Here is a 25,772-nt window from a genome sequence, read left to right on the forward strand (position 1 = left end):
CATTTTTTCAAAGCGTGGCGATTATTGCAGAAAAACTTGAGGCATATCGTCCCCATGCGTGCCGGCATGGCGGCAAAGCCGCATGCCTGCTGGCCCGCAGCGCCGTGTCCTCCCTCCCGGCCGGCCTGCGCGCTCAGGCTTGCACGCTGGCCAGACGCGCCGAGTGCTGCAGTTGCAAGTTCACCATCAGCTGCAATTCCGCGCTTTCCATCGGCTTGCGGAAAGTGCCCAGGATATGCAGGCCGTTGGCCATGGCCAGGCGCTCGGCCGCCAGGCGCACGGCCGAATGCAGGCCCGACAGCAGGACCACGCCGCCGCGGAAGCCGTTTTCCGCCGCCATGCGCAAAAATTCGATGCCGTCGATGTCGGGCATCGACAGGTCGCAGATCAGCAGGTCGGGCTGGTGCTGCTTCAGGGTCGACAGCGCCTGTTCGCTGTGCGACTCGCAGCGGATATCGAACTGGCCCATTTGCTCGAGCATGTCGCTGAGCACGTCGAGCATGAAGACGTCGTCGTCCAGCAGCAGCACGCGCAATGGCGCCAGGCCTGCTTCGTTGTGTTCCCGGCTTGCTTGGTTTGATACAGTGTTCATCGTCATGTCTTTCTGTTGATATGCATCGTTGTCGATGCCGATACCTTGCCGCAATCCAATTTGGCGGTAGCTAATCGTCATTGGCAAAGCTGGTGTTATTCATGATTTGTTCGGTAATCTGTTCCAGCAGGGGCCACAGGCGCGTGACGATGCGCCGTGCCCGCTCCGCCTCGTCGGCCGGTTCGCCCGGCGCCAGGGTTTCCAGGTTGTGGCACAGCTCGGCCAGCCCCAGGGCGCCCACGGTGCGCGCCGACGACTTGATGCGGTGACCCAGTTCGCGCACCTGGTGCACGTCGCCGCGCGCCAGGGCCGCATCGATGTCGCCGAAGCCATCCTGCGTGGTCTGCAGGAACTTGAAGGCGAACTTGCGCACCTTTTCCGGGTTGTAGCCCAGCAACTTGGCCAGGATGGACAAGTCGATCACTTGCGGGTCGCCTGCCAGGGTGGTCTTGAAGGCGGGCGCGGCGCGGCTGCGCGCCGGCGGCGGCGGTGTTTCGTGCGCCGGCAGCCAGCTGGCGATGGTCTGGTACATCATGGCTGGCTGGATGGGCTTGGAAATGAAATCATCCATGCCCGCCTCCAGGCAGCGCACGCGGTCTTCGCTGGTGGCCGTGGCCGTCATGGCCAGCACGCGCAGGTGCGCCAGTTGCGGGTCGGCGCGGATGTGGCGCGTCGCCTGCAAGCCATCCATCAGCGGCATCTGCACGTCCATCAGCACGCAGTCGAACTGCGTCTGGCGCAGCAGGTCGAGCGCTTCCTCGCCATTGTTGGCCAGGCAGACGGAAGCGCCCGCTTCCTCCAGCAATTCCAGCGCCACTTGCTGGTTGAACGTATTGTCTTCCACCAGCAGGATGCGCGCATGCTTGAGCGTGCGCATCACCAGGGCCGCGTCGGCGCTGGCGCGCATGGCGGCCGCCGTCTGCACCATGCTGTCGAGCATGGCGGGCGCGGCCTGGTCGGAAATGCCCAGGTTGGCCGTGAACCAGAAGGTGCTGCCGGCGCCGGGACGGCTGTCGACGCCCACGTCGCCGCCCATCAGCTGCGCCAGCTGCTTGCAGATGGCCAGGCCCAGGCCCGTGCCGCCATATTCGCGCGTGGTGGAGGTGTCGGCTTGCTGGAAGGATTGGAAGAGCTTGCTCATTTCATCCTGCGACAGGCCGATGCCGTGGTCGCACACTTCAAAGCGCACGAGGCAGTGTTTCGCGTCCGCCACCACCCTGCGCACTTTCACGGTAATACTGCCCTGTTCGCTGAACTTGATGGCGTTATTGGCGTAGTTGATCAGCACTTGCCCCAGGCGCAGCGGGTCGCCCACGAGCACGGCCGGCAATTGCGGGTCGATCTCGAACAGCAGTTCCAGGTTCTTGCCGGCGGCGCGCGGCGCCACCACCGTCATCAGGGTTTGCACGACGTGGTCGAAACTGAAGTTGACATGCTCGATTTCCAGCTTGCCCGCCTCGATCTTCGAGATGTCGAGGATATCGTCGATGATGCCCAGCAAGTGCTCGCCCGCAAAGCGGATTTTTTCCAGGTAGTCGCGCTGGCGCGGTTCCAGGTCCGTTTTGAGGGCCAGGTAGGCCATGCCGATCACGCCATTCATCGGCGTGCGGATTTCATGGCTCATGTTGGCCAGAAATTGTCCCTTCGCCAGGCTCGCTTCTTCGGCCACCTGCTTGGCCTGGTCCAGTTGTTCCGTGCGCTGCGCTACGCGTTCTTCCAGATGTTCATTGAGCTCGCGCAAGGCGCTCTCGCTGCGCTTGTGATACGTGATGTCCGTCAGGCTGGCTACCACCATGCCCACCTTGCCGTATTCATCGCGGATCGCTTCCGTATTCACGGACAGCCACGACAGGCTGCCGTCGGGCTGCTGCACGCCCATCAGCACGTCGCGCATGGCTTCGCCCGTCGACAGGGTGATGTGCACGGGATGGCTGCGCTGGTCGAAGGCGGACCCGTCTTCGCGGATGGCTTGCCACAGGCTGTTGCCGGCCGGACTGGCCGCCAGCATGCGTTCGGCGGCGGCATTGCTTTCCAATATGTGGCCGTGGCTGTCCTGCACCACCAGGCCATTCGTCACGGCGCCGAACACGGACGCCATGCGCTGGCTCGAGTTCGACAGGGCGATCGACGCCTGGCGCCGTTCCGTGATGTCGGTGATCATCGCCAGCGTGCCGCCCGGCTCGCCATTGTCCGACTGGATGCTGGTGCTCGACAGCAAGCCCCACAGGCTGGACTGGTCCTTGCGGAAGAAGCGGAAATCGACCTGGTCCGGCTGGCTGGCCTGACTGCCGTGGCTGGCCAGGCGCCGCTGCATCAGCAGCTGGCTGTCGCGGTCCATGAAGTCGAGCAGGGGACGGCCCAGCATTTCCTGCACCGTGTAGCCCAGCATGTGCGCCATCTTCGGATTGACGAACGTGGTCTTGCCGTTCGCATCCGTCATCCAGATGCCTTCGGCGGCCGTCTGCACGATCAGGCGGTAGCGTTCCGAACTGGCGTGCAGCGCCTCTTCGGCGCGTTGCCGTTGCGTCATGTCGCGCAGCGAGACGATGGAAAACACCTGGCCGGCCATGCGCAGCGGCGACAGGCTGACCTTGGCGGGGAAGTGCGTGCCGTCGCGGCGGCGCGCCATCATCACCCGGCCTGGCAGGCTGTGCCGCCCTTGCGGGTCGCCCGCGGAGTGGCTGGCCGTGCTTTCCGGCACCAATTGCTCCAGCGACATACCTGTCAATTCGGCCAGCGGATAGCCGAAGCAGCGCGCGCCGATCTGGTTGGCGTAATGCACCTTGCCTTCGACATCGGCCACCAGCATGGCTTCGGGCGCCGCTTCCAGCATCGAGCGCATGCGCGATTGTTCGTCCTGCTTGCGCTCGCTGATATCGCAGACGATGCCGCTGGCCTGCGTGGCGCCGCCGTTCGATGAGCGCGACAGGACGGCGCCGCGCGCCAGCAGCCAGCGCCAGTGGCCGTCGCTGTGGCGCAAACGAAATTCGCAATTGAAGGTGCCGGGCGCCTGGCCATCCAGGTGTTGGCGGAAGGCAAGGCTCAGGCGCGCGCGGTCGTCCCGGTGGACTTCGGCCAGCCAGTCGGCCAGCGCATGCTCGAGTTTGGCATTCTTGTCGCCCAGGACATCCTGGTACTGGGGCGCGAACTGCAGCCGGTCGGACTGGGGCCGCCAGGTCCAGCCGGCCATGGTGGCGCCGCGCAAGGCTTGCACGGCATCCTGTTCGGCCTGGGCTTGTGCCGGTTGGGGCTGACGGTGCAACTGCTGGCGCAGGCGCCAGGCTTGCCAGCAAGCCAGTCCCGCCAGGGCGGTAGCGCTGGCAGCCGCATACGGCCACAGCAATGCCGGCGCCATGGCGGCTGCCGCCGCCTGCGCCGGCAGCGAAAGTGTCATGCCTGCCGCCAGCATCGTACGAGCGAGCCGGCGCAGCGCAGGGCGCCGTGGGCGTGGTGCGCCGAAACTCGTGTGGCTGCAATACGACAAATGCATCCCTTTCTGGGGCGTGATTGGACTAGGCTGGCAGTACATGAGGCGCGCTCAAATAAACGCCTGCGGCGCTTTCTGGCGGCAACTATAGCATCGAATATTTACTCGGAGTATTTAAGTTCAGAAACGGCCAAAACGGGATTTTTTTTGCCCCGAAATGGCCGTTTTTTTCGCGATTTGGTGAGAATTCGTGAGAAAGTTGGCGCGAATTCGTGCTACTGAATCGAGGTGATAGCCTTAGCTAAAGCTGCCGGCGAATTGATAGCGGTGTCCGGGATGCCACATGGTGGCGATCGAGGCGATCTTGCCGCCCGAACGCGTCTGGCGGCGCAGCACCAGGCACGGCTGTTTGGTGTCGATGGCCAGCATTTCGGCGATGTCGCGCGGCGCCGACAGCGCTTCGATGCTGTAGGTGGCCCCTTGCAGGGGCGCGGCGGCCATCAGGTATTCGTTTGGCGTGATGCTGGAAAAATCCTGCGTCATGTAGTCGGGCGCGCATTCGGGATTGACCCAGCGGTCTTCCACCTGGATCGGCACGCCGTTTTCAAAATGCACGATCAGCGAATGAAACAGCGGGTGTTCCGGCGGCAGGCCGAATTGCTTGGCCAGCAAGTCGGACGCCCTGGTGCGTTCCAGCAATTGCAAGCTGCTCCGGTGGATATGTCCGCGCGCCCGCACTTCATCGGCGATACTCTTGATTTCCAACAAGGTCGCCTGATATTTTTGCTGTGCCACATAGGTGCCGGAACCCTGACGCCGCGTCAGCACCTGCTCGCTGGTCAGTTCGCGCACGGCGCGGTTGACCGTCATGCGCGAGACGCCGAATTGTTTGACCAAGGCTTGCTCGGAGGGAATCACGTCGCCTTCCTTCCAGCGTCCGGCGGCGATGCCGGCCAACAGAAAATCCTTGATGCGCTGGAAAATGGGCGTATTTTCTTGTGTATTGTGGTCGTCCAATGCGGTTTCTCCGGGGCACGGGCAGGGCGCGCCGCCGGCTGGAGGCGCGATGGCCGATTTTAGCACCGAGCAAGGCAGGCGCCGCCAGCCTTTTTTGAATTCAAAAGCAAGCGCCGGAGTGTGGTGCGCCCAGGCGCTGGCTATGCTGGAGACTTGCCAATCACAAGCACGGAGTCCGACATGCCTCACTCATACCTGACCGACGACGAGCGCTGGGACGCCCTGCAGCGCCGCGCCGCCGACGCCGACGGCGTCTTTTATTATTCGGTGCGCACGACGGGCGTGTATTGCCGCCCCTCCTGTGCGGCGCGCCCCGCCTTGCGCCGCAACGTGGCTTTCCACGCCACATGCGAGCAGGCGGAGGCGGCCGGTTTTCGTCCCTGCCTGCGCTGCAAGCCCAACTTGCCGCCGCTGGCCCAGCGCCAGGCGGCCATCGTGGCCGATATCTGCCGTTTGATCGACGCCAGCGACGAGCTGCCCGACCTGGACAGCCTGGCACAGGCCGCCGGCCTGAGCCGCTTTCACTTTCATCGCGTCTTCAAGGCGCACACGGGCATCACGCCGAAAGCGTATGCGGCGGCGCGGCGCGGCGAGCGCCTGAAGGCCGGCTTGCAGGGGACGGGCAACGTCACCGAGACCTTGTACGCGGCCGGTTTCAATTCCAGTGGCCGCCTGTATGCCGCCACGCCGGGCTTGCTGGGCATGACGCCGGGCGCGTTTCGCGCCGGCGGCAGCGGCGCCGTGATCCGCTTTGCCATCGGCGCCTGCTCGCTGGGCGCCATCCTCGTGGCCAGCACGGACAAGGGCATTTGCGCGATTTTGATCGATGACGACCCGGAAGTGCTGCTGCGCGACTTGCAGGACCGCTTTCCGCAAGCGGAGCTGCGCGGCGCGGAAGCCGACTATGAACAGACGGTGGCGCAGGTGGTGGGCCTGGTCGAGGCGCCTGGCCTGGGCCTGGACTTGCCGCTCGACGTGCGCGGCACCGTGTTCCAGCAGCGCGTGTGGCAAGCCTTGCGCGAGATTCCTGCCGGCAGCACGGTCAGCTATGCCGAGCTGGCGCGGCGCATCGGCTCCCCGCAAGGCGCGCGTGCCGTGGCGGGCGCCTGCGCCGCCAATGCGCTGGCCGTCGCCATTCCCTGCCACCGCGTGGTGCGCAACGATGGCGCGCTGTCCGGCTACCGCTGGGGCGTGGAGCGCAAGCAGACGCTGCTGGAACGCGAGGGCGAACGGTGAGGGTGCCGGACTGGCGCCAGATCGAGGATGATCTGAATCAATACGGCTGCGCTGTCGTGCCGGGCTTGCTGAATCGCGCGCAATGCGCTGCGCTGGCGGCGCAGTATGACGATGCGTCGCGCTTTCGCAGCAAGGTGGTGATGCAGCGCCATGGTTTTGGGCAAGGCGAGTACCAGTATTGGGCGCATCCGCTGCCCGACACGGTAGCCGCCTTGCGCACGGAGCTGTATCCGCCGTTGGCAGCCATCGCCAACCGCTGGCACGCCAGCATGGGCCTCGATAGCCGCTTTCCCGTGGCGCACGCCGATTTCCTCGCGCGCTGCCATGCGGCGGGGCAAACCCGGCCCACACCGTTGTTGTTGCGCTACCGCAAAGGCGATTACAACTGCCTGCACCAGGACTTGTATGGCGAGCACGTGTTTCCGCTGCAACTGGCCGTATTGTTGTCGCGCCCGCAAGACGATTTCACGGGCGGCGAGTTCGTGCTGACGGAGCAGCGCCCGCGCATGCAGTCGCGCGCCGAAGTGGTGCCGCTGGCGCAGGGCGACGCCGTGCTCTTTCCCGTCGCGCAGCGCCCCGTGAATGGCACGCGGGGCAGTTACCGCGTGAACATGCGGCACGGCGTGTCGCGCCTGCGTTCGGGCTTGCGCCACACCCTGGGCATCATTTTCCACGATGCGAGCTGAACGGTACCTGCGGCGCTTGAGTTTCCAGGATTACATGGCATGATGGCTGCTTCTTGTCACTCTTTCATTTCTGCCATGTCCGCGCTGCTCCGCCTGTTGTGCCTGTTGACCATTTTCCTGCTGCCCGCAGCCCATGCGGACGATGGCGTGCCCGCGCTCGTTGCGGAGGCCGCGTCCGTCGTGGCGCCGTCGCAGGCCGGGGCGGCCAGGACGGCGCCGCTGATGTTTGCCAACCGCAAGGTGTTCGTCTTCCGCACCGCGCTGGCCGGCTATCCGCCCGATGAGCGGGCCACGGGCGCGCAGCGCCGCCTGGAAGGCGTGCTGGCCAAGAATGGCCCCTTGCAGACGAGCACGCGCATGATTCCCGAAGGCACGCAAGTGCTGCTCGACGGCGTGCAACTGTTCGTCGTCGTACCTGGCGACGTCAACCAGTTGGCCGGCGACACGACGGAAAGCGTGGCGAAAACGGCGGCCGGCGAGTTGAGCAAGGCCGTGCTCGATTACCGCGAACAGGGCAGCTGGCGTTACCTGGCCATCGCCGCCGCCGTGTGCGCGGCCGCCACCCTCGTGTTCTGGCTCGTGTGGATGGGGCTGACGCGTCTGTATCACTGGGCCAAGCGCCGCAGCGGCATCCTGCTGGCCTCGCGCCTGCGCGACGTGCGCCTGAAGAATGTGCGCGTGCTCGACGCCGAACATTACATCGCCTTCGCGTATCAACTGCTGAGCGCCGTGCTGTGGGGCTTGCGCCTGATGGCCACGTACCTGTGGGCCGCCTTCGTGCTGGGCCGCTTGCCCTACACGCGTTCGTGGGGCGAAAGCCTGAGCGGTTATCTGTTCGACGTGGCCGCTGACGTCTTCCACGCCATCATCGGCGCCTTGCCGGGGCTGGTGCTGGTGTGCGTGATCTTCGCCATCGCGCGCCTGATCGCCGCCACAGCCGCCTCGCTGTTCAAGCGCGTGGAAAGCGGGGAATTGCAAATCGGCTGGCTGGACAAGGACACAGCCCTGCCGACGCGCCGCATCGCCAGCGTGGTGATCTGGCTGTTCGCGCTGGCCATGGCCTACCCGTACCTGCCCGGCTCGCACACGGCCGCCTTCCAGGGCCTGTCCGTGCTGGTGGGCCTGATGGTGTCGATCGGCGCGTCGAGCATCGTGGGGCAGGGCGCCAGCGGCCTGATCCTGATGTACACGCGCGCCCTGCGCAAGGGCGAATATGTGCGCGTGGGCGACAGCGAAGGCACGGTGGTCGACGTGGGCATGTTCGAGACGCGGCTGCGCACGGGCCTGGGGGAAGAAGTGGCCTTGCCGAACGCCTGGGTGATGTCGCAAACGACAAAGAACTATTCGCGCGCCCAGCCCGGCGGCGGCTTCGTGCTCGACTCCACCGTTACCATCGGCTACGCCACGCCGTGGCGGCAAGTGCACGCCATGCTGGAACTGGCCGCGTCGCGCACGACGGAACTGTCCACCACGCCGAAACCGTACGTGATGCAACTGGCTCTGCAAGATTATTACGTGCAATACCGCCTCGTCGCCTACGCCAGCGCCGAAGTCCCCCGCCAGCGCGCCGAAGTGCTGAACCGCTTGCACCAGAACATCATCGACGTCTTCAACGAATTCGACGTGCAGATCACCTCGCCGCACTACATCGATGACCCGAAAGAGTCGCACGTGGTGCCGCCCGGTGAATGGTTCAGGGCGCCGGCGCAGCGGGGGGAGGAAGATAAATAACGTCGAATTATGGGCGTGATAGATGGGGTGGGCAGATTTCAGTGCGCCACTCCTGCATGTCTTTGGTGATAGCAATGATTTTTTGCCGGCCCGCTGTGTCAATGATCAGGCAAAATTTCCCTCTATAGCCGCGGGTCGAATCAGAGGGGTCATCCGGTCTTCCATTCAAAAAGACGCTGTACATCCTGTCTGTTTTCAGCATCGTCGCGGCAGTCGATTCGGCTCCTGTCGGTACTTGGCCATACAAATAGCAGGTTTTGGCATGCATGGGGAGGGTCGTCGCTCCAGGGAGAATGAAGGACCAGACCTCCACAGGCGGTTTTATTGATATATCGTAAACCATGAGGGCGCCAAGCATCGGCGTTCCATTGCGGTGTTCTTCTCTTTTTGAGATGGTGAAGCAAGGCATACCTTTGAATGCGCTAATTTCGGCTTCAGCCATGCGTGACACTGGGTACGCATCACGGTATGTCAAACAGAGGCTCATGATCAATGTCATTTCCAGGAAGATTGGTCTTGCTTTTTCTATTTTTAAGAAATTCATTGATCACCTCTTCGTAGAGAGTCAGGGAGTTTCGGTATTCTTTTTGATTCATAGCTTTTGGTGTTTTCAAATACCTTAGTCCGAAATAATCTGCTAGTAAGTTACCCTGCGCCTCCATGTTGAAGTCAGATAGTTTTTTTCCTCGCTTTAGAAAATACGTGTAACTCAATCCGAAACGGATAGCCCCACGCAATGCAACCGGGTAGCCCAATTGATACTGCCAGACGTGAACCATTTCATGCATGAACCAATTTTTGTCTATTGGCTGAGCTATGGAAAAATCCTCTCGATACTCAGACTCATGAAAATAAATCTCCCCATCCGGCGTCATGGCCACATCCTTCGGCTGCAAGCCAAACCATAGATACGGTTCGCCATGCACCTTGACCTTGCCGTAGTCGATCGCATCCTGGAACAGCATCCACGCCATGTCGATCTCGCCCTTGGTCAGCGGGCGAACCTTGCCCTTGACTTTGACCTGTTTCACGGACGAGCCGACATCCTTGTCGGTCGTCTTGATGCCATCGAGCTGGACGACCTTGACGGCAGGCGCAGCGTGTTTTGGCGCGGCGGCGCAGCATGGTGATTTATCCGCGTGCGGCAGGAATTCGGCCTGGGTGATTTGTTCCTCCCGCTTGCTGGCGATACGCCCCGTGCGCCCCTTCGCATCCGTCGTCCCCGTCCACGTTTCGCCATTGCTCAAGGTGAGCCGGTAGTCGGCGTGCGCCAGCGGCACGTTGGCTTGCGAGACGAATTCCAGCTGCTCGTCATAATCGCAGCACCAGCATTCGTCGGGCTGGCCGGCCAGGCGGTGCAGTTCGCAGCCGCTTGTCGCGTTGCGCAGGGCGGCGCCCAGCACGGGCAGGCCATCGGCGCTGAAGGTGACGATCATGCTGTCGAAGCGCGCGCCCAGGCTGCTCTTCTGGTGCGCTACGAGCTTGAAGAACACGTCGCACGCGGTGGTGCTGATGACATGGTGCCTGGCCATGGGGTATTCCACCTGAAAACCTCAGCGTAGACCTGTGGCGTCTGCAAGTATTGACTGGGCGCAAAGCCTACGCGCTTGCGTTAAGATGCCGGGCGTTTCAATGAGAAGAAAGAGAACCATGTCCAGCCCATCCCACACCGAAGTCTCCCGCACCGCCCGCAGCCTCGCCGCCGCCCTGACCGGCGATCCGTTCTACCGCACCGTCACGGTGGCGTGCGGCGACGACGAGGCGGCGCGGCTGGCCATGCTGGAAGCCTACTTCGCGCTGGCGCTGGAAGAAGGCCGCCAGGCGGGCCGCGTCGACCTGGCCGATGCGGCGGGCAATGGCGCCGCCATCTGGACGACGGATACGCCGGCGGCCCTGCGCCAGGCCGCGTATGCGCAGCGCGAAGCCGCCTTGCGCGCACTGCTGGGGGAGCGGGGCTTTGCGTATTTCACGGCCATCGTCGCGAACATGGAGCACGCGCTGGCGCCGCATGGCCTGCAAGACGCCTGGTACCTGTCGATCGCCGGCATCGCTCCGGCCGCGCAAGGGCAGGGGCTGGGCGCGTCCGTGCTGGCGCCGGGCCTGGCGGCCGTCGATGCGGCGCGTGCCGCATGCTTCCTGGAGACTTACAACGAGCGCAGCCTGCCGTTCTATGGCCGTCTTGGCTTCGTGGCGGCGGGCCGCTACGCGGAAGTCGTCACGGGCTGCGACTACTGGCTGATGGTACGAGCGCCCCGCGCTGCCTGATTGACCATTTTGCCAATTTCTATACACTCGTCTTTTTGCTAACGACTAACAGACCTGGAGATGGAAATGCCGACCTTGCCACTGCGCCGCACCCTGCTCACGCTCGCCTGCCTGGGGGCCATCGGCCACGCGCATGCCGATACCGTCATCGACAATGCCAACGGCTACACCCTCAATGCTGCCGGCAAGGTGGTGCGTTTCACGGCGCTGGCCTTTGACGACGGGGGCAAGCTGCTCGCCGTCGGCAGCGCCGCGCAGGTGAAACGCAAGGCGGCCAAGGGCGCCATCCATGTCGACGTGCAGGGAAAAACCGTGCTGCCTGGCCTGATCGACGCGCACGGTCACGTCTTCGGCCTGGGGACGATCGCCAGCGGCGTGATGCTGTACGGTTCTGCCTCGCTGCCGGCCGCCGTGCAGGCCGTGGGCGACTTCGCCAAAGCGCATCCCGAGCGCAGCTGGGTCGTCGGCAATGGCTGGAACCAGGAAATCTGGAAGCTGGGACGCTTTCCCACGGCAGCGGAACTCGATGCGGCGGAAAGCGCGCGGCCCGTGTGGCTGCGCCGGGTCGATGGCCACGCGGGCTGGGCCAACAGCCGCGCGCTGGCGCTGGCCGGCATCACGCGCGCCACACAAGACCCGGCGGGCGGCAAGATCGAACGCGATGCAGATGGCAATGCCACCGGCGTGCTGGTCGACAGCGCCATGGACTTGATGGACGCCGTGCTGCTCAAGCCGGGCGACGTGGAAAACCGCGCCGCCCTCGATGGCGCACTGGCGCAGCTGTCGCAAGTGGGCCTGACCAGCGTGCACGATGCGGGCATCGGCCAGATGCAGGACCGGCTGTTCCGCGATTACGCGGACCACGGCAAGCTGACGGTGCGCGTTTACGGCATGATTTTTGACACGACGGAAGACTTCGACGCACTGTCGAAAAACGGCCCCTTGAATAGCTATGCGCGCGACATGTACGCCTTGCGCGCCGTCAAACTGGTGTCCGACGGCGCCCTGGGCAGCCGCGGCGCGGCCCTGCTGGCGCCGTACAGCGACGATCCCTCTACCCGTGGCCTGCTGTTCTACCCGGACGCCGCCATGCGCGCGAAGATGGAAAAAGCCATGCGCGCCGGCTACCAGGTGAATGTGCACGCCATCGGCGACGCGGGCAATCACCAGATCCTCGACGGCTATGCAGCCTTGATTGTGCAATACCGCGGCGCGGGCCTGCGCCACCGCATGGAACATGCGCAGGTGGTGCAATTGAGCGACATCCCCCGTTTCAAGGCCCTGGGCATCGTGCCGTCGATGCAGCCGACGCACGCCACGTCCGACCAGAACATGGCGGAGCAGCGCGTGGGCCATGAGCGCATCAAGGGCGCGTATGCGTGGCGCACCTTCCTTGCGCAAGGCTCGCGCATCGCCTGCGGTTCCGACTTCCCCATCGAGTCGCCGAACCCGTTCGAGGGCATCCACGCGGCCGTCACGCGGCAAAACAGCGAGGGCTTCCCGGCCGGCGGCTGGTATCCGCAGCAAGCCATGACGGTGACGCAGGCGCTGCGCTGCTTCACCCTCGACGCGGCTTGGGCGGCGCACCAGGAAAAGGCCATCGGCACCCTGGAAGCGGGCAAATGGGCGGACTTCATCGTCGTCGACCAGGACCTGTTCAGCGTGGAACCAAAGGCCATCGGCAAGACGCAGGTGCTGCAGACGTGGGTGGCGGGCAAGCGCGTGTTCGAGAAAAAATAAGGATTTGACGCCTGCAAAAACCTGTTGACTTGGTTGTATAGACAACCTATGCTGGGAGTACCAGAGCGGGCCACGTATGTCCGCTCGCACCCTACGAGGAGACAGCATGAACAGCACAATGGACACCGATCCACGCTTTGATGCCAGCCGTACCATCCGCGCCCCGCGCGGCACGGTCATGGCTTGCAAGAGTTGGCAGGCCGAGGCGGCCTACCGCATGTTGCAAAACAATCTGGACCCGGAAGTGGCGGAAAATCCGCAGCACCTGGTCGTCTATGGCGGCATCGGCCGCGCGGCCCGCAACTGGGCCTGTTTCGACCAGATCCTCGCCTCGCTGCGCGAACTGGAAGACGACCAGACCCTCCTGATCCAGTCCGGCAAGCCGGTGGGCGTGTTCCAGACCCACGCGGATGCGCCGCGCGTACTGATCGCCAATTCCAACCTGGTGCCGAAATGGGCCAACTGGGAACATTTCAACGAACTCGATCGCCAGGGCCTGTTCATGTACGGCCAGATGACGGCCGGCAGCTGGATTTACATCGGCACGCAGGGCATCGTGCAGGGCACGTATGAAACCTTCGCCGAAGCGGGCCGCCAGCATTTCGGCGGCGACTTGGCCGGGCGCTGGATTTTGACGGCGGGTCTGGGCGGCATGGGCGGCGCGCAGCCGCTGGCCGCCACCATGGCGGGCGCCGTCTCGCTCAATATCGAATGCCAGCAAAGCAGCATCGACTTCCGCCTGCGCACGCGCTACCTGGACAAGCAGGCGGCCAGCCTGGACGAAGCCCTGGAACTGGTCAAATACCACACGGAGCGCAAGGAAGCCATTTCCATCGGCTTGCTGGGCAACGCGGCCGAAGTGCTGCCGGAGCTGGTGCGCCGCGCCAAGGCGGGCGGCCTGGTGCCGGACCTGGTGACGGACCAGACGTCCGCGCATGACCTGGTCAACGGCTATCTGCCGCGCGGCTGGAGCGTGTCGGACTGGAAGGCGGCGCAGCAAGACCCGCAGCGCCATGCGCGCCTGACGGTGGCCGCCGCCGATTCCTGCGCCGCCCACGTGCAAGCCATGCTTGATTTCCACGCCATGGGCGTGCACACCGTCGATTACGGCAACAACATCCGCCAGGTGGCGTTCGATCAGGGCGTGCAGAACGCCTTCGACTTCCCCGGCTTCGTGCCCGCCTACATCCGCCCGCAGTTCTGCGAAGGCCGCGGCCCGTTCCGCTGGGTGGCCCTGTCGGGCGACCCGGAAGACATCTATAAAACGGATGCGAAGATCAAGGAGCTGTTCCCGCACCACGCGCAGGTACACCACTGGCTGGACATGGCGCGCGAGCGCATCGCCTTCCAGGGACTGCCGGCGCGCATCTGCTGGCTGGGACTGGGCGAGCGCCACATCGCGGGCCTGGCCTTCAACGAGATGGTGCGCACGGGCGAACTGAAGGCGCCCATCGTCATCGGCCGCGACCACCTCGATACGGGGTCCGTCGCCAGCCCGAACCGCGAGACGGAAAGCATGAAGGATGGCACGGACGCCGTCTCCGACTGGCCGCTGCTCAACGCCATGCTTAATACGGCCGGCGGCGCCACCTGGGTCTCGCTGCACCATGGCGGCGGCGTGGGAATGGGGTATTCTCAGCATGCGGGCATGGTCATCGTGGCCGATGGCAGCGAAGCGGCGGCGAAACGCCTGGCACGCGTGCTGGTCAACGACAGCGCCTCGGGCGTGATGCGCCATGCCGATGCCGGCTACGAAACGGCGGCCGCCTGCGCCAAGCGCAACGGCCTGATTCTTCCCATGATTCCTTGAGACCTCGATTCGAATGACTATGACACAGCATGCCAAAAGTTGGACCCTGAAACCGGGCGCGATGACCCTGGCCGACCTGCGCGCCGTCTGGGCCGCGCCGGCAAAATTGACCCTCGCTGCCGAGGCCTATCCCGTCATCGAGGCGTCGGCCGCCGCCGTGCAGGCCATCGTCGCCAAGGGCGACGCGGCGTACGGCATCAACACGGGCTTCGGCCTGCTCGCCAAGACGCGCATCCCCGATGAAAAGCTGGAGCAATTGCAGCGCAACCTGATCCTGTCGCATTCCGTCGGCACGGGCGAACTGCTGTCGGACGCCGTCGTGCGCCTGATCATGCTGATGAAGATCGGCAGCCTGGCGCGCGGCTTTTCCGGCGTGCGCCCGCTGATCGTCGATACCCTGATCGCGCTGTACAACGCGGGCATCATGCCGGCCATTCCCGCCAAGGGTTCCGTCGGCGCCTCGGGCGATCTGGCGCCGCTGTCGCACATGACCCTGGCCATGCTGGGCGTGGGCGACGTGCGCGTCAACGGCGAATTGATGGCGGCCCCCGAGGCGCTGGCGCAGGCGGGCATCGCGCCCGTGGTGCTGGCGGCGAAAGAGGGCCTGGCCCTGATCAACGGTACGCAAGTGTCGAACGCGCTGGCGCTGCATGGCCTGTTCATGGCCGAGCGCCTGCTGGAAGCGGCCATGGTCACGGGCGCGCTGTCGCTCGACGCGGCCAAGGGCAGCGACTCGCCGTTCGACGCGCGCGTGCACGCCGTGCGCGGACAGCCGGGCCAGATCCTGGCCGCGCAGATGTACCGCCAGCTGGTGGCGCACAGCGCGATTCGCGCCTCGCACCTGGAAGGCGACGAGCGCGTGCAAGACCCGTACAGCCTGCGCTGCCAGCCGCAGGTCATGGGCGCCTGCCTCGATTTGATCGGCAATGTGGGCCGCACGCTGCTGATCGAAGCCAATGCCGTCACGGACAATCCGCTGATCTTCCAGGATGGCCCCAACGGGCAGGCGGAAATCGTCTCGGGCGGTAATTTCCATGCGGAGCCTGTCGCCTTTGCGGCCGACACCTTGGCGCTGGCGATTTCCGAAATCGGCGCGCTGGCCGAGCGCCGCATCGCGCTGCTGATCGATGCCACCTTGTCCGGCCTGCCGCCCTTCCTCGTGCGCGATCCCGGCGTCAATTCCGGCTTCATGATCGCCCACGTGACGGCTGCCGCGCTGGCGTCGGAAAACAAGTCGCTCGCGCATCCGGCCAGCGTTGACAGCCTGCCGACGTCCGCCAACCAGGAAGACCATGTGAGCATGGCCACGTTCGCCGGGCGCCGCCTGGACGACATGGCGCACAACACGGCCGTCATCGTCGGCATCGAGCTGCTGGCCGCCGCGCAGGGCATCGATTTCCACCGTCCGCTGAAAACCTCGCCGCACCTGGAACATGTGCATCACCAGTTGCGCCAGAAAGTGCCGTTCTTCGACGCCGACCGCTTCTTCGCGCCCGACATCGAAGCGGCCAAGCAGATGGTTCTGCAGGGTGAGTTGAGCAGCACGTGCAAGAATTTGTTCGCCCCGCTGTACGCTTGAGCTGGAGCAAGGAGACAAGCATGGATTTCCGCTTTAATGAAGGCAGCATCCCGCTGCTCGTGTCGATGCCCCACGTGGGCACCGACATACCGGACGATATCGCCGCGCGCATGACGCCGCAGGCCCTGGTCAAGGCCGACACGGATTGGCATCTGCGCGAGCTGTATGGCTTTTTGCAGGAGATGGATGCGTCCGTGCTGTCGGCGCGTTGGTCGCGCTACACCATCGACTTGAACCGCCCGCAGGAAGACACGAATCTGTATCCGGGGCAGGATACGACGGGCTTGCTGCCCAACGATACCTTTCATCGCGAGCCGCTGTACCTGGCCGGTCGCGAACCGGATGCGCAGGACGTGCGGCAGCGGCTGCAGAGTTACTGGGCGCCGTATCATGCGCAGCTGCGCGCGGAACTGGACCGGCTGCTGCGCGTGCATGGCGCCGTGGTGCTGTGGGATGCTCATTCGATCGCCTCGCGCGTGCCGCGCTTCTTTGACGGCAAGCTGCCCGACCTGAACTTCGGCACGGCCGATGGCGCCAGCTGCGATGCGGGCCTGACGTCCGCCGTGGTCGATATCGCGCGCGCGCAGGATGCATTTACCGTGGCCTTGAATGCCCGCTTCAAGGGCGGCCATATCACGCGCCGCTACGGCCAGCCGGAAGGTCGCGTGCATGCGATCCAGCTGGAGATGTGCCAGTGCCTGTACATGGATGAAGCGGCGCCGTTTGGCTACCGGCCCGACCTGGCGGCGCAAGTGCAGCCGCTGCTGCGCCAGATGATGGAAGCGGCCGTGGCATGGGTGGCGCGTTGAGTGCGTCCCTGTTTGCGCGCCATGCGCTGCTGCCGCAAGGCTGGCGCCGCGACGTGCTGCTGGAATGGGACAAGAATGGGGATTTGACGGCGGTGGCGGAAAACGCCGCGCCGCCTGCCGGCGCCGAAGTGGCCGAATATGTCTTGCCCGGCATGGTCAACCTGCATTCGCACGCGTTTCAGCGGGCGCTGGGCGGCATGACGGAGATTGCGGGTGACGGACCGGACAGCTTCTGGACCTGGCGCGACCTGATGTACCGCTTCGCGCGCCACATCACGCCGGAACAGATGGAAAGCATCGCCGCGCAGCTGTTTGCGGAATGCCTGCGCCATGGCTACACGGCCGTGTGCGAATTCCACTACCTGCAGCGCGATGCGGCCGGCGCGCTGTATGCGCGTCCTGCGGAAACGGCGGAAAGAGTGCTGGCGGCGGCGCGCCTCAGCGGCATCGGCCTGACCATGCTGCCCGTGCTGTACAGCCATGCGGGTTTTGGCGAGCAACCCCTGAAGCCGGAGCAGGCGCGCTTCCGCACCGGTGCGGACGATGTCTTGCGCGTCGTCGAGGCGCTGGCGCCGCAGCGCGGCGGGCAGGTGGAGGTGGGCTTTGCGCCCCATTCGCTGCGCGCGGCCGGCGTAGCGCAGATCAAACAGGTGGCGCAGGCACTGCCCGCGGGCCGCCCCATCCACATCCACATCGCCGAACAGCAGGGCGAGGTGCGCCAGTGCCTGGACTACAGCGGCCGGCGCCCGGTGCAGTATTTGTACGAGCAGGTCGACGTCGACGCGCGCTGGTGCCTCGTGCATGCCACGCATGTGCAGCCCGATGAGGTGGCGTTGATGGCCGCCAGCGGCGCCGTGGCGGGCCTGTGCCCGACGACGGAAGCGAACCTGGGCGACGGCCTGTTCCCGCTGGCCGAATTCATCGCTGCCGGCGGGCGCTTTGGCGTCGGCAGCGACAGCCATGTATCGCAATCGCCCGTCGAGGAATTGCGCTGGCTCGAATATGGCCAGCGCCTGCAGCGGCAGCAGCGCAATGTCGCCGCCACGCCGGAGGAGCGCCATGTGGGCGACTACCTGTGGCAGGCGGCCCTGCAAGGGGGCGCGCAGGCGGCCGGGCGCAAGCTCGGTGCCTTGGCGCCCGGCTGCCGCGCCGACTTGCTGGTGCTCGACGAGGCGCATGTGAACCTGTGCGGCGTGGCCATCGAAAATGTGCTGGGCAGCGTACTTTTCTGCGGCAACGATAACCTGGTGCGCGACGTGCTGTGCGGCGGCCAATGGCAGGTGCGCGATGGGCGCCACGTGGCGCAGGACGCCATCGCCGCCGCCTACAAGCGCACGCTGGCGCAACTGAGGGCGCTCTGATGGCGACCTTCATCCCGCAGGAATGCCTGCGCGCCGCGCCGTGGAAAAATGGCGGCGGCAGCACGATGGAAATCGCCATTTCTCCGCCCGGCGCCAGCCTGATGGAATTCGACTGGCGTATCAGCCTGGCGACGATCACGGCCAGCGGGCCGTTTTCCAGTTTTCCCGGCATCGACCGCAGCCTGATGCTGGTCGATGGCGAGAGCGTGCAGCTGACGCTCGATGGCGCGCGCAAGGTGACCTTGAGCGCGGCGCAACCGATGCTGTGGTTTCCCGGCGAAGCGGCCGTGGAGGCGCAAGTCAGGGGAACGACGACGGATTTCAATGTGATGACGCGGCGCGACCGCTGCCGCCACCAGCTGGAAAAAATCACGGCCCCGTGCCGGCTGGTGCGGCGCAGCGCGGCGACCTTGCTGTTTGTCGCCGGCGAAGGCCACGTGCTGGCGCGCGGTGGCGAGCAGCAGTTCGCGCTGGCCCGCCATGACGCGCTGCTGCTGGACGCCGACGATGCGCAGGAATGGCGGCTCGACGCCTTGCAGCGTTCGCCCGTCTTGTGCGTCGACCTGTTTACCTAGGGAGAAAAAGCGATGCAAGACTGGGACCTGGTCATCCACAACGTCCACCTGGCCACCATGGAGTACGGTTATGGCGAGCTGCTCGATGCGGCCATCGCCGTCAAGGATGGCCGCATCGCCTGGTTCGGTCCCGGCGACGAATTGCCGGCCAGCGGCGCGGTGCTGCACGATGGCCAGGGTTGCTGGCTCACGCCCGGCCTGATCGACTGCCACACGCATATCGTCCACGCGGGCAACCGCAGCGACGAATTCGAGGCGCGCCTGAATGGCGCCAGCTATGAAGACATCAGCCGTGCCGGCGGCGGCATCATGTCCACCGTGCGCGCCACGCGCGCGGCCAGCGACGACGAATTGCTGCGGCAAAGTCTGCCCCGCGTGCTGGCGCTGCTGGCCGAGGGCGTGACGACGCTGGAAATCAAGTCCGGCTATGGCCTCGACGCGGCCAGCGAGGCGAAGATGCTGCGCGTGGCGCGCAGGATAGGGCAAACACTGCCCGTATCCGTGCGCACCACCTTCCTTGGCGCGCACGCGCTGCCGCCCGAGTATGCAGGCCAGGCCGATGCGTATATCGGGCTGCTGTGCGGGCAGATGCTGCCCCAGCTGGCCGGCGACGGCCTGGTGGACGCCGTCGACGCCTTTTGCGAGCGCATCGGCTTTACGCCGGCGCAAACGGAGTTCGTGTTCGAGGCAGCGAAAGCGCTGGGGCTACCTGTGAAACTCCATGCCGAGCAGCTGTCGGACCTGGGCGGCGCGGCGCTGGTGGCGCGCTACGGCGGCCTGTCGGCCGACCACCTGGAATTCCTGTCGGCAGAGGGCGTCGCCGCCATGGCGCAGCATGGCACGGTGGCCGTGCTGCTGCCGGGCGCGTATTACTTTTTGCGCGAGACGCAGCCGCCGCCAGTGGCGGCCTTGCGCGCGGCGGGCGTGCCCATGGCCGTGTCCACCGATTGCAACCCGGGCACGTCGCCGCTGACGTCCCTGCTGCTGGCGATGAACATGGCCTGCACCCTGTGGCGCTTGACGCCGCAGGAAGCGCTGGCCGGCTGCACGATCCATGCGGCGCGCGCGCTGGGCTTGCAGCAGGAAACGGGTAGCCTGGCGGTGGGCAAGCGCGCCGATTTTGTCCTGTGGCGCATCGCGCGCCCGGCCGACCTGGCGTATGCGCTGGGCCTGAACCCGTGCGCGGGCGTGGTGCATGGCGGTGTCTGGCGCGCGCCGGTGGTAAGCTTGCCGGATTGATCATCCGTCCTGGAGCGCCGCGTGCGTCTTGCTTACTTGCTGTTGTTACTTGTCTTCGCCGCCGCGCCCATATCCTCCCTTGCCATGGACGGCGGCACCCTGAAGGTGGGTTCGAAGCGCTTCACGGAATCGTATATTCTCGGCGAGATCGTCAAACAGAGCGCCGCGCCGCACGTCAGGGCGTTGCACCGCCAGGGCCTGGGCAACACGGCCATCGTGCTGGCCGCGCTGCAGGCGGGCAGCATCGACGTGTATGCCGAATACATGGGCACCATCGCCAGCGAAATCCTCAAGCACGACAAGGCCATTGATCTGGCGCAGATGCGGCGCGAGCTGGCGGCGCTGGGCCTGGGCGTGGCCGTGCCGCTGGGCTTTAACAATACGTATGCGCTGGCCATGCGCGGCGATGAAACGCGCATCGCCAGCCTGGCGCAGCTGGCGCAGCATCCCGCCCTGAAATTCGGTCTGTCGCATGAATTCATCGGCCGGGTCGATGGCTGGCCTGGCCTGGCCGCGCGCTATGGCTTGCCGCAGCGCCCGCGCGGGCTCGATCACGGCATCGCCTACGAGGCGCTGGCGCAGCGCCAGGTGGATGTGATCGACATTTATTCGACGGACGCGAAGATACGCCAGTACGGCTTGCGCGTGCTGGCCGACACGCAGCAGTATTTTCCCCGCTACGACGCCATGCTCCTGTACCGGCTCGACGTGCCGCGGCGTTTTCCTGCAGCCTGGCTCGCGCTGCAAGGCTTGCAGGGGCGCATCAGCGAGAGCGACATGATCGCCATGAATGCGGCCGTGGAAATCGATGGCAAGACTTTTTCCGGCGTGGCGCACCAGTGGCTGGCCTCCGGCACGTCGGCGAAAAAACCGGCCGCCGCGCGCAGCAAGCTGCTCGATAAACTCGTCGGCGACGATCTGTGGACCCTGACGCGCCAGCACCTGACCCTGGTGCTGCTGTCGGTGGCGCTGGCGTGCCTGATCGGCATTCCGCTGGGCGTGCTGGCGGCGTTGTCGGCGCCGCTGCGGCAAACGGTGCTGGCCTTCGTCGGCGTGCTGCAGACGTTGCCGTCGCTGGCCCTGCTGGCGATATTGATCCCGCTGCTGGGCATGATAGGCACCGTGCCGGCGCTGGTCGCGCTATTCGTGTACGCCTTGCTGCCCATCGTGCGCAACACGTGCACGGGCATCTTGCAGGTGCCGCAAGGTTTGCGCATGGCGGCGCTGGCGCTGGGCTTGAGCAAGCGCGACCGCCTGCTGCACGTGGACTTGCCGCTGGCCTTGCCGGTGATGCTGGCGGGCATCAAAACGGCGGCCGTGATGAGCGTGGGCACGGCCACCATCGCCGCCTTCATCGGCGCGGGCGGTTATGGCGAACGCATCACCATCGGCCTGGCGCTGAATGACAACGACATGCTGCTGGCCGGCGCGATCCCCGCAGCCGTGCTGGCCCTGCTGACGCAAGGCTTGTTCGAGCTGGTGGAGCGCTGGGCCGTGGCCGGCCGGCAGCACTGACGGCATCACGGTTACAGCGAGTGCAGTTTGGAGCGCACCGAGACGACGGCCTGGTGCAGGATGCGTTCAGCCTGGAAGTCGTTCTCGCGCTGTTCGGCGATGGCTTGCAAGTCGCGCGTATAGCGCTCCAGGCGGGAGCGCAGGTAGGCGCGGTAGATTTTCATGACGAGCGGTTTGGCAGAGACATTCATGATGTGGCTCCCAGGTGCGTAACGATGCGTTCATTTTGTGTGAGCGGAATGCCGCCACTTTGCGCCATATCAAATGCCATGACCCCGTCAAATTGGCGCGTTTGAGATTGCGCAAGGCTCCCCAGACCGAAGATGCCACACTGAATCTTCCCTGCTCGCCTGGTCATCATCAGGCGCCGCGGGTCCTGATTCCCTCAAGCATACTCAAGGAGCGTCGCATGGTCATTTTCGCCGTGGTTGCTGGCTGCATCGCCTGCCTGACAGTGTACCAAATCTATACAAATACGCAGGGCGGCAGTGGGGTTGCGCAACAACATATCGGTTTGCACGGCACATTGATTGAACCACGGAAATAATCAGTGTCATCCGAGCGACACTTGGTGACACTTGGTTAGCGGATTTAAGTCAAATGTAAGGCCCGGTAAGCAAATGTAAAGGTCTGCGCGGCGGCAAGCGGCAGCGTTTATATTGATAACCGTTGATTGCATTCTCCCCCTCCCACTTGACAATGGGTTCACCCCGCGGTGCCGCTAGCCCGCGGGGATTTTTTTTGGAGCTTGCGTTTGCAGTTCCCGCTCCAGTCAGGCCGGCTTTGGCGTACCCGCCGACAATTGCGTCAAGGCATCGCCAGCGACCCGGCAGATGCGCCAGTCCGGCATCACGTCCGCGCCCATGCCCTTGTAGAAATTGATCGCGTTTTCATTCCAGTCCAGCACCGACCATTCGAAACGGCCGCAATCGCGTGCGACGGCCAGTTGCGCCAGCGCCACCAGCATCTGCTTGCCATAGCCCTTGCCGCGCACCGATTGCTTCACATACAGGTCTTCCAGGTACAAGCCCTTGCGGCACAGGAAGGTGGAAAAGTTGTGGAAGAACAGGGCGAACGTCACCACCTCGCCATCTTCCTCGCCCACCAGCGCTTCGCACGCGGGATGGGCGCCGAACAGGCTGTCGTGCAGCATGGATTCCCGGGCGATCATCATGTGTTCGAGTTTTTCAAACACGGCCAGTTCATGGATCATGCCAAAGATGGCGGCCACGTCGGATACGGTCGCGGGACGGATGGCGAGGGAGGAAGAGGTGCTCATGTTGCCTTTGTGGATGGAGTGGTGGAAATAGAGGAAACGGCAGCCGTCTTGCGCGCGCCCGAGGTCAGGGCCCAGGCCACGCTGGACAGGCACAGCACCATGCCCACCCATTCGATGGCGGCGGGCCGGTAGTGTTCGAACTGCACCGACAGCAGCACGGAAATGACGGGCGTGACGACGCCGATATACACGGTCTTTTGCGTGCCGATGCGGGCGATTAACGTGAAATAGGCGCTGAAGGCGATCACCGAACCGAAGATGGCCAGGTACAGCAAGCCCATCCAGTAACTGGGGCGCGCGGGAAATTGCCAGGACTGGCCCGTGGCGACGGCCCAGGCGGCCACCATCAAGGTGCCCCACAGCATGGTCCAGGCCATGGTCAACATCACGTTGCCGGAATGCTCGCGCACTTTCATGACGAGGGCATTGCCCGCCGTGCTGGACACGGTGGCCACCAGGGCCAGCATGAAACCGAGCAGGAAATGGCCATTGCCGCCGCCCAGGATATCTTGCAGTGCCGCGCCGATGGATTGGTAAAACAGCAGCACGATGCCGCAGATGGCGACGAAGGCCGCGCAGCAGGTGCTCCAGGTGATGGGCGTGCCGAAAGCGATGCGGTTGAGCAATGGCGTCCAGAACACCATCAGCGCAAACAGCACGCTGACGAGGGCCGAGACGAGGTACTGTTCGGAACTATACGTGCACACATAGCTGAGGGCGAACGAGGCCAGGCCCTGCAGCAGCATCCATTTCTGCGCGCGCCAGGGCAGGCGCAAGCGGTCGCCGCGCAAGGCGCACCAGGCAAACAGGGTGGCGGACGCGAGGCCGAAGCGGTAGACCACGGAAACGGCGGGGGCGACATCGCCCAGCTGCAAGGTGATGGCCCAAAAGGTGGAGCCCCAGATCAGGCAGGCAATGATGAACAGGAGAGGAGAGGACATCGCGCAAGTATACGGGCATCGCGCGGGGATGGCGAGTCTTGGCCGGGCTTGCTCAAAGAGTGGTCAGGAGACAACGAGGCATTGAGCCAGCGCAGTGCTTCTGGAAAATGTTGAATTTATGAAAATATTTACTTTATTATCAAGTAAACATTTTCTGAATTGCATCTTTGAAGGGGACCGCCATGCCAGCCTCACTGCAGATCAAAGTATGGAGCGTGCTTGTATATGTCGTGGTGGCAACCTTGGTTGCCATCTGGCTGCATGAGGGCATGTCGCCCTCGGCCTTGTTGATGGCAGCCGGCGCATTCGGCTAAAGCGCATGCGCCGGCAAGCAGATCAGTGGGTGACGCGGGTCTTGCGGCCATCGGACAGCAGGCGCACGCGTTCGCCCGGACGGAACAGTTCGTCCGCGTCTTGCACGATGGCGCGCATGTCGCCATTGTCCAGGCGTACGGTGATTTCCAGGCCGGGTTTGTTGGAAGCGTTCGCTTCGATGCTTTTGCCCGCCATGCCGCCGGCGACGGCGCCCAGGATGCTGGCAGCGATGGCGCCCTTGCCGCCACCGACTGTCGAGCCGGCCACGCCGCCCAGCGCCGCGCCAGCCAGCACGCCCGTGCCCGTTTCACCCTTGTCGATGGTGACCTGGCGCACGGATTCAACCGTGCCCATGCGAACCGATTGTTCATTCTGCGCCTGGCGCGCGTTGTACACATTCGCCGAGTTCGGTTGTACGGCGCAGCCGGCCAGGGTGGCGAGCAATGCCACTGCAATAATTGGTGCTTTCATGTGGGACTCCCTTGGACAAAAGTTAGTTGCCGATTACATTGACCGACAGATGATGACTTATCATAAGGACACTTGCCTCATATAACTAGTTGCGAATAGTAAAAATCTGTTACGGCCCCGCGTGACCGCTGCCGCTCAATACGCCAGCCGCAGACGCCGGTACAAAAATCCCAGCACGAACAGCGGTCCCACCAGCAAGAAGCGCAAGTCGTCCAGGAACGACGGTTTCTTGCCTTCGATCTGGTGGCCGATGAACTGGCCTATCCAGGCCAGCACGAACAGCGCCAGCGACACGGGCAGGACGGTCAGCGCCGGCATCAGCAGCAGCAGGCCCAGCATGGCGGACAGCATGGCCAGCATGCCTGCCGCAAACGGGCGCGACAGCTTGTAGTAATAGTATAAAGCCAGAATACTGCCGAGCAGCGCCACGCTGGGATGCATGCTCCAAAGCAGCCCCAGCAGGCTGAAAACGATCAGCGGCACGCACACGATGTGCACCCATTCATTGACGTGGTTGCGGTGGCTTTCGCCATACTGGGCCAGCAGGGTGTCGATGGTGCGCATGGGCGGTCTCTTGTGTCGGGATGGTTGTCCGGGAATTCTACACCGTCGCGTGGCCGGGTAAAATGGCCCTTCATTTCCCCCTCCGGACCGCTCATTTGAATAGCCCAGCCTTCTTGGCAGACACTGCCGCCGACCCGCGCAAGCGCTGTTTCGATCCCGTCGTCGACGCCGATACGCGCTTGCTGATACTGGGCAGCTTGCCCGGCGAAAAATCGCTGGCGCACAGCCAGTATTATGCGCATCCGCAAAACAAGTTCTGGCGGCTACTGGGAGAGGTACTGGGCGTGGACTTGACGAGCCAGCCCTATGACGCGCGCTTGAGCACCTTGCTGGCGCACGGCGTGGGCCTGTGGGATGTGGTGGCGCAGGCGCAGCGCACGGGCAGCCTGGACAGCAATATCCGCGCCCGCGACGATAACGACCTGGCGGCCCTGGCCGCCAGCCTGCCGCAATTGCACACGATCGCCTTCAACGGCGGCACGGCCGCCAAGCTGGGCATCAAGGTGCTGGGCGAGCACGCGCAGCGCTACCGCATCGTCAGCTTGCCGTCGAGCAGCCCCGCTTACACGCTCGCGTATGGTGCCAAGTTGCTGCAATGGAAAACATTGCAGCCGTTGTAA

25 protein-coding genes are annotated in these 25,772 nt (G+C 64.5%); 15 read left to right on the forward strand and 10 right to left on the reverse strand.

The window, feature by feature from the left end:
- Positions 1-133 precede the first annotated feature (133 nt).
- The 3 genes from O3301_RS20590 to hutC all read right to left on the reverse strand — a co-directional run bounded on the left by O3301_RS20590 (position 134) and on the right by hutC (position 5,036).
- The gene (locus O3301_RS20590) at positions 134-592 is read right to left on the reverse strand and encodes a response regulator (RefSeq protein WP_251350167.1); all 459 of its coding nucleotides are present in this window, start codon (positions 590-592) and stop codon (positions 134-136) included.
- 70 nt (positions 593-662) lie between these two features.
- Positions 663-3,986, reverse strand: coding sequence for a PAS domain-containing hybrid sensor histidine kinase/response regulator (locus O3301_RS20595; protein ID WP_305057346.1), 3,324 nt, complete (start codon positions 3,984-3,986; stop codon positions 663-665).
- 330 nt (positions 3,987-4,316) lie between these two features.
- Positions 4,317-5,036 (reverse strand): histidine utilization repressor, encoded by a 720-nt coding sequence (hutC, locus tag O3301_RS20600; RefSeq protein WP_099666405.1) that lies wholly within the window; start codon positions 5,034-5,036, stop codon positions 4,317-4,319.
- Between the two features lie 180 nt (positions 5,037-5,216).
- Between hutC and ada the strand changes: the two genes are divergently transcribed.
- From ada to O3301_RS20615, 3 genes are all read left to right on the forward strand, one after another.
- Positions 5,217-6,272, forward strand: coding sequence for a bifunctional DNA-binding transcriptional regulator/O6-methylguanine-DNA methyltransferase Ada (gene ada, locus O3301_RS20605; RefSeq protein WP_305057347.1), 1,056 nt, complete (start codon positions 5,217-5,219; stop codon positions 6,270-6,272).
- Positions 6,269-6,958: a 2OG-Fe(II) oxygenase gene (locus O3301_RS20610; RefSeq protein WP_305057348.1), complete on the forward strand. Its 690-nt coding sequence runs from the start codon at positions 6,269-6,271 to the stop codon at positions 6,956-6,958. The genes ada and O3301_RS20610 overlap by 4 nt, the downstream gene beginning before the upstream one ends.
- Before the next feature lie 75 nt (positions 6,959-7,033).
- A complete protein-coding gene (locus O3301_RS20615) occupies positions 7,034-8,689 on the forward strand; it encodes a mechanosensitive ion channel family protein (protein WP_305057349.1) in 1,656 nt (551 codons plus the stop codon).
- Between the two features lie 7 nt (positions 8,690-8,696).
- On the opposite strand, the gene O3301_RS20620 is transcribed toward O3301_RS20615, so the two are convergent.
- Both O3301_RS20620 and O3301_RS20625 read right to left on the reverse strand, forming a co-directional pair.
- Entirely contained in the window at positions 8,697-9,131 is a 435-nt protein-coding gene (locus tag O3301_RS20620; RefSeq protein WP_305057350.1) for a hypothetical protein, read from the reverse strand.
- Positions 9,132-9,150: 19 nt separating this feature from the next.
- Positions 9,151-10,221, reverse strand: a complete 1,071-nt coding sequence (locus O3301_RS20625) for a hypothetical protein (protein WP_305057351.1) — start codon at positions 10,219-10,221, stop codon at positions 9,151-9,153.
- 118 nt (positions 10,222-10,339) lie between these two features.
- On the opposite strand from O3301_RS20625, the gene O3301_RS20630 reads away from it, so the two are divergent.
- From O3301_RS20630 to O3301_RS20670, 9 genes are all read left to right on the forward strand, one after another.
- On the forward strand, positions 10,340-10,954 hold the full coding sequence (locus O3301_RS20630) for an N-acetyltransferase (protein ID WP_305057352.1): 615 nt from the start codon (positions 10,340-10,342) through the stop codon (positions 10,952-10,954).
- A 66-nt stretch (positions 10,955-11,020) separates the two neighbouring features.
- Positions 11,021-12,694 carry an amidohydrolase gene (locus O3301_RS20635; protein WP_305057353.1) on the forward strand — a complete coding sequence of 558 codons (1,674 nt, stop codon included), beginning with the start codon at positions 11,021-11,023 and terminating at the stop codon, positions 12,692-12,694.
- A gap of 106 nt (positions 12,695-12,800) precedes the next feature.
- Positions 12,801-14,504, forward strand: a complete 1,704-nt coding sequence (hutU, locus tag O3301_RS20640; RefSeq protein ID WP_305057354.1) for a urocanate hydratase — start codon at positions 12,801-12,803, stop codon at positions 14,502-14,504.
- 19 nt (positions 14,505-14,523) lie between these two features.
- Positions 14,524-16,083, forward strand: a complete 1,560-nt coding sequence (gene hutH / locus O3301_RS20645) for a histidine ammonia-lyase (protein ID WP_289900202.1) — start codon at positions 14,524-14,526, stop codon at positions 16,081-16,083.
- 20 nt (positions 16,084-16,103) lie between these two features.
- Positions 16,104-16,892 carry an N-formylglutamate deformylase gene (hutG, locus tag O3301_RS20650; protein WP_305057355.1) on the forward strand — a complete coding sequence of 263 codons (789 nt, stop codon included), beginning with the start codon at positions 16,104-16,106 and terminating at the stop codon, positions 16,890-16,892.
- Entirely contained in the window at positions 16,877-18,253 is a 1,377-nt protein-coding gene (locus O3301_RS20655) for a formimidoylglutamate deiminase (protein WP_305057356.1), read from the forward strand. The genes hutG and O3301_RS20655 overlap by 16 nt, the downstream gene beginning before the upstream one ends.
- Complete coding sequence (locus tag O3301_RS20660; RefSeq protein WP_289917490.1) at positions 18,253-18,828, forward strand: HutD family protein; 576 nt, start codon at positions 18,253-18,255, stop codon at positions 18,826-18,828. Before O3301_RS20655 ends, O3301_RS20660 begins: the two co-directional genes overlap by 1 nt.
- Before the next feature lie 12 nt (positions 18,829-18,840).
- A complete protein-coding gene (hutI, locus tag O3301_RS20665; protein ID WP_305057357.1) occupies positions 18,841-20,067 on the forward strand; it encodes an imidazolonepropionase in 1,227 nt (408 codons plus the stop codon).
- An 84-nt stretch (positions 20,068-20,151) separates the two neighbouring features.
- Complete coding sequence (locus O3301_RS20670) at positions 20,152-21,582, forward strand: glycine betaine ABC transporter substrate-binding protein (protein WP_305057474.1); 1,431 nt, start codon at positions 20,152-20,154, stop codon at positions 21,580-21,582.
- An 11-nt stretch (positions 21,583-21,593) separates the two neighbouring features.
- On the opposite strand, the gene O3301_RS20675 is transcribed toward O3301_RS20670, so the two are convergent.
- Entirely contained in the window at positions 21,594-21,773 is a 180-nt protein-coding gene (locus tag O3301_RS20675) for a hypothetical protein (protein WP_034746290.1), read from the reverse strand.
- 218 nt (positions 21,774-21,991) lie between these two features.
- On the opposite strand from O3301_RS20675, the gene O3301_RS20680 reads away from it, so the two are divergent.
- Positions 21,992-22,129 (forward strand): hypothetical protein, encoded by a 138-nt coding sequence (locus tag O3301_RS20680; RefSeq protein ID WP_289900206.1) that lies wholly within the window; start codon positions 21,992-21,994, stop codon positions 22,127-22,129.
- Between the two features lie 225 nt (positions 22,130-22,354).
- Here O3301_RS20680 and O3301_RS20685 read toward each other — a convergent pair whose 3' ends face one another.
- Together O3301_RS20685 and O3301_RS20690 are read right to left on the reverse strand one after the other, a co-directional pair.
- A complete protein-coding gene (locus O3301_RS20685; protein ID WP_305057358.1) occupies positions 22,355-22,861 on the reverse strand; it encodes a GNAT family N-acetyltransferase in 507 nt (168 codons plus the stop codon).
- On the reverse strand, positions 22,858-23,802 hold the full coding sequence (locus O3301_RS20690) for a DMT family transporter (RefSeq protein ID WP_305057359.1): 945 nt from the start codon (positions 23,800-23,802) through the stop codon (positions 22,858-22,860). Before O3301_RS20690 ends, O3301_RS20685 begins: the two co-directional genes overlap by 4 nt.
- Before the next feature lie 182 nt (positions 23,803-23,984).
- On the opposite strand from O3301_RS20690, the gene O3301_RS20695 reads away from it, so the two are divergent.
- The gene (locus O3301_RS20695; RefSeq protein WP_257218848.1) at positions 23,985-24,116 is read left to right on the forward strand and encodes a hypothetical protein; all 132 of its coding nucleotides are present in this window, start codon (positions 23,985-23,987) and stop codon (positions 24,114-24,116) included.
- A gap of 22 nt (positions 24,117-24,138) precedes the next feature.
- On the opposite strand, the gene O3301_RS20700 is transcribed toward O3301_RS20695, so the two are convergent.
- The gene (locus tag O3301_RS20700; protein ID WP_034780449.1) at positions 24,139-24,588 is read right to left on the reverse strand and encodes a glycine zipper 2TM domain-containing protein; all 450 of its coding nucleotides are present in this window, start codon (positions 24,586-24,588) and stop codon (positions 24,139-24,141) included.
- Positions 24,589-24,723: 135 nt separating this feature from the next.
- Positions 24,724-25,152, reverse strand: a complete 429-nt coding sequence (locus tag O3301_RS20705; RefSeq protein WP_305057360.1) for a DUF962 domain-containing protein — start codon at positions 25,150-25,152, stop codon at positions 24,724-24,726.
- Positions 25,153-25,247: 95 nt separating this feature from the next.
- Here O3301_RS20705 and O3301_RS20710 point away from each other — a divergent pair, with 95 nt between their 5' ends.
- Positions 25,248-25,772 (forward strand): DNA-deoxyinosine glycosylase, encoded by a 525-nt coding sequence (locus O3301_RS20710; RefSeq protein WP_305057361.1) that lies wholly within the window; start codon positions 25,248-25,250, stop codon positions 25,770-25,772.

The organism is Janthinobacterium sp. SUN211, from assembly GCF_030587315.1.
GTDB lineage: Bacteria > Pseudomonadota > Gammaproteobacteria > Burkholderiales > Burkholderiaceae_D > Janthinobacterium > Janthinobacterium kumbetense.

Bases quoted from the DNA above. Each gene is read 5' to 3' on its own strand.
- O3301_RS20590 (WP_251350167.1), bottom strand. From the start codon at position 592: ATGAACACTGTATCAAACCAAGCAAGCCGGGAACACAACGAAGCAGGC.
- O3301_RS20595 (WP_305057346.1), bottom strand. From the start codon at position 3,986: ATGACACTTTCGCTGCCGGCGCAGGCGGCGGCAGCCGCCATGGCGCCG.
- ada (WP_305057347.1), top strand. From the start codon at position 5,217: ATGCCTCACTCATACCTGACCGACGACGAGCGCTGGGACGCCCTGCAG.
- O3301_RS20615 (WP_305057349.1), top strand. From the start codon at position 7,034: ATGTCCGCGCTGCTCCGCCTGTTGTGCCTGTTGACCATTTTCCTGCTG.
- O3301_RS20620 (WP_305057350.1), bottom strand. From the start codon at position 9,131: ATGGCTGAAGCCGAAATTAGCGCATTCAAAGGTATGCCTTGCTTCACC.
- O3301_RS20625 (WP_305057351.1), bottom strand. From the start codon at position 10,221: ATGGCCAGGCACCATGTCATCAGCACCACCGCGTGCGACGTGTTCTTC.
- O3301_RS20630 (WP_305057352.1), top strand. From the start codon at position 10,340: ATGTCCAGCCCATCCCACACCGAAGTCTCCCGCACCGCCCGCAGCCTC.
- O3301_RS20635 (WP_305057353.1), top strand. From the start codon at position 11,021: ATGCCGACCTTGCCACTGCGCCGCACCCTGCTCACGCTCGCCTGCCTG.
- hutU (WP_305057354.1), top strand. From the start codon at position 12,801: ATGAACAGCACAATGGACACCGATCCACGCTTTGATGCCAGCCGTACC.
- hutH (WP_289900202.1), top strand. From the start codon at position 14,524: ATGACACAGCATGCCAAAAGTTGGACCCTGAAACCGGGCGCGATGACC.
- hutG (WP_305057355.1), top strand. From the start codon at position 16,104: ATGGATTTCCGCTTTAATGAAGGCAGCATCCCGCTGCTCGTGTCGATG.
- O3301_RS20655 (WP_305057356.1), top strand. From the start codon at position 16,877: ATGGGTGGCGCGTTGAGTGCGTCCCTGTTTGCGCGCCATGCGCTGCTG.
- O3301_RS20660 (WP_289917490.1), top strand. From the start codon at position 18,253: ATGGCGACCTTCATCCCGCAGGAATGCCTGCGCGCCGCGCCGTGGAAA.
- hutI (WP_305057357.1), top strand. From the start codon at position 18,841: ATGCAAGACTGGGACCTGGTCATCCACAACGTCCACCTGGCCACCATG.
- O3301_RS20670 (WP_305057474.1), top strand. From the start codon at position 20,152: ATGGACGGCGGCACCCTGAAGGTGGGTTCGAAGCGCTTCACGGAATCG.
- O3301_RS20675 (WP_034746290.1), bottom strand. From the start codon at position 21,773: ATGAATGTCTCTGCCAAACCGCTCGTCATGAAAATCTACCGCGCCTAC.
- O3301_RS20680 (WP_289900206.1), top strand. From the start codon at position 21,992: ATGGTCATTTTCGCCGTGGTTGCTGGCTGCATCGCCTGCCTGACAGTG.
- O3301_RS20685 (WP_305057358.1), bottom strand. From the start codon at position 22,861: ATGAGCACCTCTTCCTCCCTCGCCATCCGTCCCGCGACCGTATCCGAC.
- O3301_RS20690 (WP_305057359.1), bottom strand. From the start codon at position 23,802: ATGTCCTCTCCTCTCCTGTTCATCATTGCCTGCCTGATCTGGGGCTCC.
- O3301_RS20695 (WP_257218848.1), top strand. From the start codon at position 23,985: ATGCCAGCCTCACTGCAGATCAAAGTATGGAGCGTGCTTGTATATGTC.
- O3301_RS20700 (WP_034780449.1), bottom strand. From the start codon at position 24,588: ATGAAAGCACCAATTATTGCAGTGGCATTGCTCGCCACCCTGGCCGGC.
- O3301_RS20705 (WP_305057360.1), bottom strand. From the start codon at position 25,152: ATGCGCACCATCGACACCCTGCTGGCCCAGTATGGCGAAAGCCACCGC.